This is a genomic window from Kitasatospora sp. MY 5-36 (genome assembly GCF_001182915.1).
GTDB lineage: Bacteria > Actinomycetota > Actinomycetes > Streptomycetales > Streptomycetaceae > Kitasatospora.
The window spans coordinates 1-7,828 of sequence record NZ_LFVW01000552.1; the positions used below are offsets into that span (position 1 = coordinate 1).

Annotated in this window: 6 protein-coding genes and 1 pseudogene; 3 read left to right on the forward strand and 4 right to left on the reverse strand. The window is 74.6% G+C overall.

Going from position 1 to position 7,828, the window contains the following annotated elements:
* Nucleotides 1–370 (forward strand): MFS transporter (locus tag AE652_RS29780; RefSeq protein ID WP_049657078.1); only part of this gene is annotated, 370 nt, incomplete at its 5' end.
* A gap of 94 nt (nucleotides 371–464) precedes the next feature.
* Here AE652_RS29780 and AE652_RS29785 read toward each other — a convergent pair.
* The 3 genes from AE652_RS29785 to AE652_RS29795 all read right to left on the reverse strand — a co-directional run bounded on the left by AE652_RS29785 (nucleotide 465) and on the right by AE652_RS29795 (nucleotide 3,358).
* Complete coding sequence (locus tag AE652_RS29785) at nucleotides 465–1,052, reverse strand: hypothetical protein (protein ID WP_049657080.1); 588 nt, start codon at nucleotides 1,050–1,052, stop codon at nucleotides 465–467.
* Nucleotides 1,053–1,174: 122 nt separating this feature from the next.
* Nucleotides 1,175–2,446, reverse strand: coding sequence for an MFS transporter (locus tag AE652_RS29790; protein ID WP_049657082.1), 1,272 nt, complete (start codon nucleotides 2,444–2,446; stop codon nucleotides 1,175–1,177).
* A gap of 177 nt (nucleotides 2,447–2,623) precedes the next feature.
* Nucleotides 2,624–3,358, reverse strand: coding sequence for a sulfite exporter TauE/SafE family protein (locus AE652_RS29795; protein WP_049657085.1), 735 nt, complete (start codon nucleotides 3,356–3,358; stop codon nucleotides 2,624–2,626).
* 292 nt (nucleotides 3,359–3,650) lie between these two features.
* Between AE652_RS29795 and AE652_RS29800 the strand changes: the two genes are divergently transcribed.
* On the forward strand, nucleotides 3,651–6,194 hold the full coding sequence (locus AE652_RS29800; RefSeq protein ID WP_234348585.1) for an SdrD B-like domain-containing protein: 2,544 nt from the start codon (nucleotides 3,651–3,653) through the stop codon (nucleotides 6,192–6,194).
* A 58-nt stretch (nucleotides 6,195–6,252) separates the two neighbouring features.
* Here AE652_RS29800 and AE652_RS29805 read toward each other — a convergent pair whose 3' ends face one another.
* Nucleotides 6,253–7,614: a nitrous oxide reductase family maturation protein NosD gene (locus AE652_RS29805; protein ID WP_082346059.1), complete on the reverse strand. Its 1,362-nt coding sequence runs from the start codon at nucleotides 7,612–7,614 to the stop codon at nucleotides 6,253–6,255.
* 31 nt (nucleotides 7,615–7,645) lie between these two features.
* Here AE652_RS29805 and AE652_RS48545 point away from each other — a divergent pair.
* Nucleotides 7,646–7,828, forward strand: a pseudogene (locus AE652_RS48545) (hypothetical protein); the annotation flags it as partial.

Consider the following 7,828-nt stretch of genomic DNA (forward strand, 5'->3'; position numbering starts at 1 on the left):
CCCGGCCCGGCGGCGGCTCGCCGTCCTCACCGCGGCCTTCGCCGGCGCGCTGGCCCTGACCGCCCTCGCCCCGACGGTCCCGCTCCTCGCGGCTGTCGCCGCCCTGGCCGGCCTCACCGTGGCCCCGACCCTCACCACCGCTTACCTGCTCGCCGACGAACTCGCCGAGCCCGGCCACCGGACGCGCGCCGGCGCCTGGGTCAACACGTGCTTCAACGCGGGCAGTTCGGGCGGCACCGCGCTGGCCGGCCTGCTCGCCGACCACCTGCCGCTGCCCCTCTGCCTCGCCCTCGCCGCCACCCCGGCCCTGGCCGCCCTCAGCACCGCCCGGCCCCGTCCCACCACCCCGCCCGATCGCCTGCCCGCCTGATGCCGGGCCACCGCGCGGGCGGCAGCACCCGCCCGCGCGGCCTCCGGGGCCTGGGCGGCGCATCGGAGTACGGAGCGGCGCTCGAACCCGGCGGTCACGCCCCGCGCGCGATGAGTTCCCGTACGCCGTCCGCGACGGCCTTGCTGGTGCGCCACTTCCGGAGGAGGCGGTCCGCCGCCAGTTCCTCGACGACGGAGGTCAGCCAGGCGTCGTCGCCGAGCCGTTCGACCCGGCCGAGGTCGACGATGTTCCCCAGCAGCTGGTGCAGCAGCGTGATCTCGGGCGCCGGGTACCACCGCCGGTGGTGGACGAACCGGGGGCTCCACAGGTCGTAGGGGTGCCGGACCATGGCACTCAGGCAGGAGCCGTGGGTGCCGATCGCCTCGTGGGGCGCGTGGTGACCGGTCAGGAGCCCGCCGGCCGGTGTACTGAGGAACCGGCCGCTGGTGACCCCGAGCTTCAGGCTCATCAGGCGCTTCCACGGGACCAGGAAGGGCTCCCGTCCGGTGACGCGGTGCTCGAACCCCTCGGGGAGGACGGCGAGATACGCCTTGCTCTCGTGGTCGCCGATGTACCAGCTGCCGTCGACCCGCACCAGCGGGCCGAGCCCGGGGCCGAGGTCGCGGTCGGCCCCGACGGGCGGCGCGGCGGTACCGGAGGCGGCGGGGCGGTCGGTGTTCATGGCTCTCCTCAGGACGGGCGAGCAGCTGCCCGCCGACCAGACTTCCCGGCACACCCCCCGCGGTCACCATACCGGCGGACAGCGGCCGTTGGGCGGGAGGACGCGCAACGGCCCGGCGGAGACTACTCGGCGTCGGACGGCTCCGAGGCGGCCGGGACGGTCTCCAGCGCCGTCATCCGCGGGAGCAGGAACAGCACCGCGACCAGCAGGACCAGCAGCAGCCCGCCGCCGACGAGGAGCGGGGTGCGGATGCTGACGACGGAGGCGATCCAGCCGCTGAGGGCGGCGCCGGCCATGATGCCGAGGCGGCTCAGCAGCATGTAGCAGCTGTTGACCCGGCCGAGCAGTTCCTTCGGTACGGCCTGCTGGCGCAGCGAGATCGCCTGGATGTTCCAGGTGACGATCCCGAAGCCGATCACGCCGTACAGCGCGGCGACTTCGGCCACCGAGGTGCTCAGGCCCATCAGGATCAGCGAGACGCCCATCAGCAGGAAGGCGAGGGCGATCCGGGTGCCCCGGCCGAGCAGTCGGCTGAGCCGGCCGGCCAGGGTGCTGGCGGCGGTGCCGCCGATGGCGCCGGCCGCGAGCACGATGCCGTAGGAGGCGGCGGGTGCGTGGATGACCTTGGTGACCATCAGGACCATCATGGTGGTGCCCATGAAGCAGGCCAGCGCGCCGAGGGTGGAGAGCACGGCGAGCATCCGCACGTCGCGGTGGCGGAGCAGCCAGTCGACGCCCTCGCGGATCTCGGTGAGCACCGGGCGGCGGTCGGCCCGGGTGCTGGGGGCGGTGGAGCGGCCGGTGGCGGCGACCAGGACGGCGGCGAGCGCGAAGGAGACGCCGTCCACGGCGAAGGGGTGGGCGGCGGCGACGGCGAACAGCGCGGAGCCGAGCAGCGGGCCGATGAGGTTGCCGCCGACCAGCATGTTGGCCTGCATCCGGCCGTTGGCGGCGTCGAGTTGGTCGGGGCGGACCAGCTCGGGGACGGCGGAGGTGGCGGCGTTGGAGAAGACCGTCTCGCCGCAGCCGAGCAGGAAGGCCAGGGCGGCGAGCGCGACCAGCGGCGGGTCGGCGAGGAAGACCCAGGCGGCGAAGCCGAGGACGACGACGGCGCGCGCGGCGTCGATGGTCCACATCAGCCGCCGCCGGTCGGCCCGGTCGGCGAGCACCCCGCCGTAGAGGGACATCAGCAGGAAGGGCAGCGAGGCGGAGACGGAGACCACGGAGACCGCGCTGGGGGAGTCGGAGACGGCCACCGCGAGCAGCGGCAGGGCGGAGTCCCGCATGCCGTCGCCGACCGATGAGATCGCCGACGCGGACCACAGCAGGTTGAACTTCCGGCCCAGTTGGGGACGGCTTTTGGACGGCTTCGCGGCCAGGTCTGCTGAGGTCACCGAGGCAGTATGTCATGTCCGCGGAGGGCCGTTCGGGCGGTTTCCGAAGTGCCCGGGGCGTCCCGAACTGTCCGTGTCGGTACGGGTGTCGGGCTCATCCGGGGGCGTCCGGAGTGTCCGGTGGGTTTCAGGCGGTTTCCGGTGGTTCGTCGACCGGCGGCGGAGGGCCGGGCGCGCTCAGCCCAGCCCCGAGACGCCCTTGGCGAGGGTGGTCAGCCCGCCCGCCAGGGCCAGGCCCAGCACGACCAGCCGGGCGCGGGTCTCCGGCACCCGGGCGGCGAGCAGCCGGCCGATCGCCGCGCCGCCCGCGAGCGCGGTGGCCACCAGCCACCAGGCGGTCCCGGACAGCGCGGGCAGCCCCTTGCCCGCCAGGGAGAAGGCGTTCACCGCCACGCCGTAGAACTGGGCGTTGGGCAGGAACTCGCGCGCCGTCCAGCCGGTGTTGACGGCGTACAGGGAGACGGCCGGACCGCCCACCCCGGCGGCCGAGTTCATGAACCCGCTGGTGGCGCCCGCGACCAGGGCGCCGCCGACCCCGCGCAGCGCGGCCGCCCGGACCCCGCGCAGCACCAGCAGCGAGGCCAGGGTGACCAGCGCGCCGATGCCGACGAGCAGTCCGGGCGTCGGAATCGTCGCCGCGACCCAGACCCCGGCCGGCACCGTGCAGGCCGCGGCGAGGATCAGGGGCAGCATCGCCGCCAGCCGTACCTGGCGCCAGCTGCCCAGCAGGCCGACGGCGCTGATGGCCCCGGCGGCGAGGTTCGACAGCGTGACGCCGTCGCCCGGCCCGAGCAGCAGCACCAGGACGGGCGCCGCGACCAGGGCGAAGCCGATCCCGGCGAGCCGCTGGACGGAGGCGCCCAGCAGGACGGTGCAGGCCAGTACGAGGTCGGTGGTCAAGCCGTCGGGCATCGGGCGCGGCCTCCCTCTCGGCGGGCTCCGCCGTCGGCGGGCGGTGCGTACCGATCATGCCGCACAGGCGGGTCGGGCGTGCCGTCGGTCTCATCGGGGACGCCCCGGAGATGTGGTCGGGAAGTATGCGAACTAGTGAGGCCGTGTCCGAACTCGATGCGATTTCCCGGCGCTTTCCGTCACCCGCGCCGGTGAATGTGCGATGAGGGCGGGACGTGGACGACCGGTGGCCGCTGTCCTGGGGGTCCTGTCCGGATCGGGCCTGCGCCCGTCGGTGAGGGGAGACGGAACCTTGAAGAGGACGAGAAGACGGACGCGCCGGGCCGCGCTGACGGCGGCCTTCGCCGTCGTGCTGGCCGGCGCGGGACTCGTGGCGGCCCCTCGGGCCTCCGCGCAGGGCGGTGTCGGGGCGGTGACGGTCCGGGTGGTCCGGGCGGTGGACGCCACCGGTGTGTGGACGCCCGCGCTGGAGCCGGGGATCGCGGGCGTGACGGTGACGCTCACGGATGACGCGGGCACCAGGACCGAGGGCGCCACGGGCACCGACGGCACGGTGACGCTGGCCCCGGCCGCTAGCACGGCGACCGACGGCAAGTACCGCGTCCGGGTGGTGAATCCGAAGCCGGGCACGCTCTTCCCGGCCTTCGCCTCGCGCCAGGGCCTGGACGGCGCGCCGAACCAGTTGAGCTCCAACGAGGAGTTCGTCGACCTCTCCGACGGCCGGAACGTCGCGTACACCACCGGGTTCTGGTACCCGGGCGACTACTGCCAGAAGAACGCCCCGCTGGTGACGACATGTCAGAACACCACCTGGCAGGGCGGGGCGCAGCGCACGCTGGTGTCGTTCCCGTACAGTGCGCGCGGCCAGGACGGCGTGGACGTCGACGTCACCGGCATCGCCACCGACGCGCAGACGGGCACGCTGTTCGGCATCGCGTGGAACAAGGCCGACCGGCGGGTGTTCTCCTCGGCGGCGGCCAAGCGCACCACCGACTACGGTCCGGGCGGCGCCGGCGGGATCTACGTGACGGACCCGGCGCGGAAGACCACCACGCTGTTCGCCACCGTCCCGGACGCCGGCGGTACGGCGCACGCGCCGGGGTCGGACGACGCGTTCCTGACCGTGCCGGGCAAGGAGAGCCTCGGCGGGCTCAAGGTCACCGAGGACGGCCGGGACCTGTTCGTCGTCAACCTCAACTCCCGTGCGCTGTACCGCTACGACGCCACCGCGACGACGGCCGCGGCGCCGACGGCCGTCTACCCGGTCCCGGACCCGGGCTGCCCCTCGGCCGGGGACTGGCGGCCGTTCGGCCTGGGCCTCCAGGACGGCGTCGGCTACCTGGGCGGTGTCTGCTCGGGCGAGTCGACGGGCCGGGCCTCGGACCTGCGGGCGGTCGTGCTGCCCTTCGACCCCGCCACCGGGCTGTTCCAACCGGCCGTCCTGGACCAGCCGTTGGACTACCCGCGGCAGTCGACCGTGGGCAGCGGCCCGTGCGACGGCGCGGGCTGGTTCCCGTGGACGGACACCTACCCGACCTCGCAGAACGGCCAGGCCTGCTCCGGCTACCGGGCCCAGCCGGAACCGGAGTTGGCCGAGGTCGGCTTCGAGACGGACGGCTCGATGCTGCTGGCCTTCCGCGACCGCCTGGCCGACCGGGCGACGGGCCAGTCGGCCTCGGGCGCCGCGGTCGGCGAGGTGCTGTCGGGCGGTGACCTGGACAAGGCCTGCGCGGAGAACGGCACGTACGTGCTGGACACCGACAACGGGTGCGGGCTCTCGCCCCGGGGCACCCGCTTCTTCGACACCAGCCGGTTCGGCGTCCACCACAACGCGGACTACGCCGGGATGGCGCTGTCCAAGGTCGAGAGCACCATCGGGATCTCCGGGTACGACCCGAACAACACGGCCTTCGGCTACGGGACGGCCTTCATCCAGCGGGCGGACGGCCGGCAGGCTCCGGGGACCGGCCTGCGGCTCAACCCGGCGGACGTGCCCGCGCCGTTCGGCAAGGGCGCCTCGATGGGCGACCTGGAGGTGCTCTGCGACCGGGCGCCGCTGCAGATCGGCAACCGGGTCTGGTACGACCCCGGGCGCACGGGCATCCAGCGTCCGGGCGGGCGCCCGGTCCCCGGTGTCACGGTGCACCTGTACGACGGGGCGGGCGCGCTGGTCGGCACGACGAGGACCTCGGCGCGCGGCGAGTACTACTTCGACGACTCGAACGTCACCGGCGGCCTCGCGCCGCGCACCCGGTACACCCTCCGGCTGGACGAGCCGGCCGACTACGCCGAGGGCGGCCCGCTGTACGAGTGGGCGCCCACCCGGCACGACGTCGGCGACGACCCGTTCGTCAACTCCAAGGGCGTCGTCCCGAGGGGCGGGAAGTACGCCGAACGGGAGCTGACCACCGGCGGACCGGGCGAGAACGACCACACCCTCGACTTCGGCTTCCGCCCGACGAGCGGCGTGCTGACCCTGGTCAAGGTGGACCAGGACGGCAGGCCGCTGGCCGGGGCGACGTTCCAGCTGTGGCGGGTCAGCGGCGGACCGGGGTGGCCGGGGTGGTCGGGGTGGCTCGGCTGGCCGGGCCCCGGCCGCGAGCGCGGTGACACGCCGGTCGGCGAGCCCTGCACGACCGGGACCGACGGCGTCTGCCGGGGCCGCGGCGGGCCGGGGACGTACTACTGGGTGGAGCTGAGGCCGCCCGAGGGCTACGCGGCGGACCGGACGGTCTTCGGGCCGCTGGTGCTCACCTGCGACAACCTCGGCGACGGGATCACGGTGACGGTGGTCAACCGGCTGATCCCCGGCCCCTGGCTGCCGCACGACCGGTGACCGGCGCCGGGCGGGCCCGCGGGGAGCAGGAGTCCGCGGGCCCGCCCGGCGCGGCCGGTCAGTGCTTCGGGACGGCGTCCGCGGACTCCGGCAGCGGGTAGGCGCCGGGGTCGACCGGCCCCGGGAGGTCGGTCGCCGGGCGGCCGGGCGCGGTCGGGTCCGGCAGCGAGGGCTGCGCGGGCGGGACGGGCACCTGGCTGAACGGGATGCCGGGCGGCGCCTGGACGGGGCTGGTGCGGCCGAAGGGCGGGGCGCTCCGGCCCTGGGCGGCGCAGCCCGCCAGCGTCTCCAGGCCGTCCGGGCTCTGGACGGCCGGCTGGTTGCCGGTGAAGCAGTTGCCCGGGTCGACGGAGGCCAGCACCAGGTCGGTGCCGTTGCCGGTGGCCCGGTTGCCCTCGACCCGGTTGCCGCTCGCCGGGTGCCCGGGCGGGTCGGTGATGACGATGCCGGCCGCGCGGTTGCCCTGGACCAGGTTGTGCTGCACCTGGTTCGCCGTGCCGCCGCCGATCCCGATCCCGATCCCGTAGGCGCCGTCGGCCTGTTGGGGGGTGTCGGTGGCGTTGTTGTCGGTGACGACGTTGCCCACGATCACCGCGCCGTGCTGCGGGGCGAGGGCTTCGAGGTCGTTGGAGTTGACGGTGACGCCGACCCGGTTCCCGGTGACCCGGTTGCCGACCACGGTGAGCCCGTCGGAGGCGTTGGTGATCTCGATGCCGACGGCGTTGCGCTCGACGGTGTTGCCCCGCACCAGGGTGTCGCAGGGCTTGCACTGGCCGACGTAGATGCCGGAGTCGGCGCCCCCGGAGGCGTACGAGTCCTCGATGACGCCGCCGCGGGCGTCGAAGGCGTAGATCCCGTACAGGCCGTTGTTGTACGCGGTGACACTGCTGGCGCGGAAGCCCTCGACCACCGGGAAGCGCACGGTGTCCAGCGGGTTGTAGGCGGAGCCGCCGGCGCCGTGCTGCTGGAGCTTCTCGTCGGTGACGCCGGTGAACAGCACGCCGTTGGCGAGGTAGCCGTGGACGGTGAGGTTCTCCACCACCGAGCCGGGGCCGGAGGCGGTGATGCCGTTGACCAGCCGCAGGCCGCCGTCCAGCACCACGGTGTTGCGGTCGGTGCCGCGCAGCACGATCCGGGGCTTGGTGAGGCGCACGCTCTCCCGGTAGGTGCCCGGGTCGACCAGCACGGTGTCCCCCTCGCGGGCGACGTCCACGGCCTGCTGGATGGTCGGGAAGTGCTGCGGGACGCGGATGACCGTGCCGTCCGGGTGCTTGGCGTCGGAGGAGGACGAGCCGCCCGAGGAACAGCCGGCCAGCGCCAGGACGGCGGCGGCGAGCAGGGCGGGCAGGCGCCTGGCGACGCGGGCCCCGGGTGGGGGTGTCGTGCCGGACCGCGGGTGACGTGTGGTCAAAAGTTGCATACGGCGTGTTCTATCGTCTCCAATGTCGCCCATGCATGCCGAAACCGGAAAGGCGCAGGACCAGCCACCGACCGCGCGGGGCGCCGGGGTGGATCGAAGGGGGCTGCTCGCGGGCGGGGCGGTGGTGGCCGCCGGGCTCGGCGCGGGGGTCACGGCACTGGCCATGGGTACCGGCGGCGTCCGGGGGCACGGCCGCGGCGCCCGACCGGCGGCG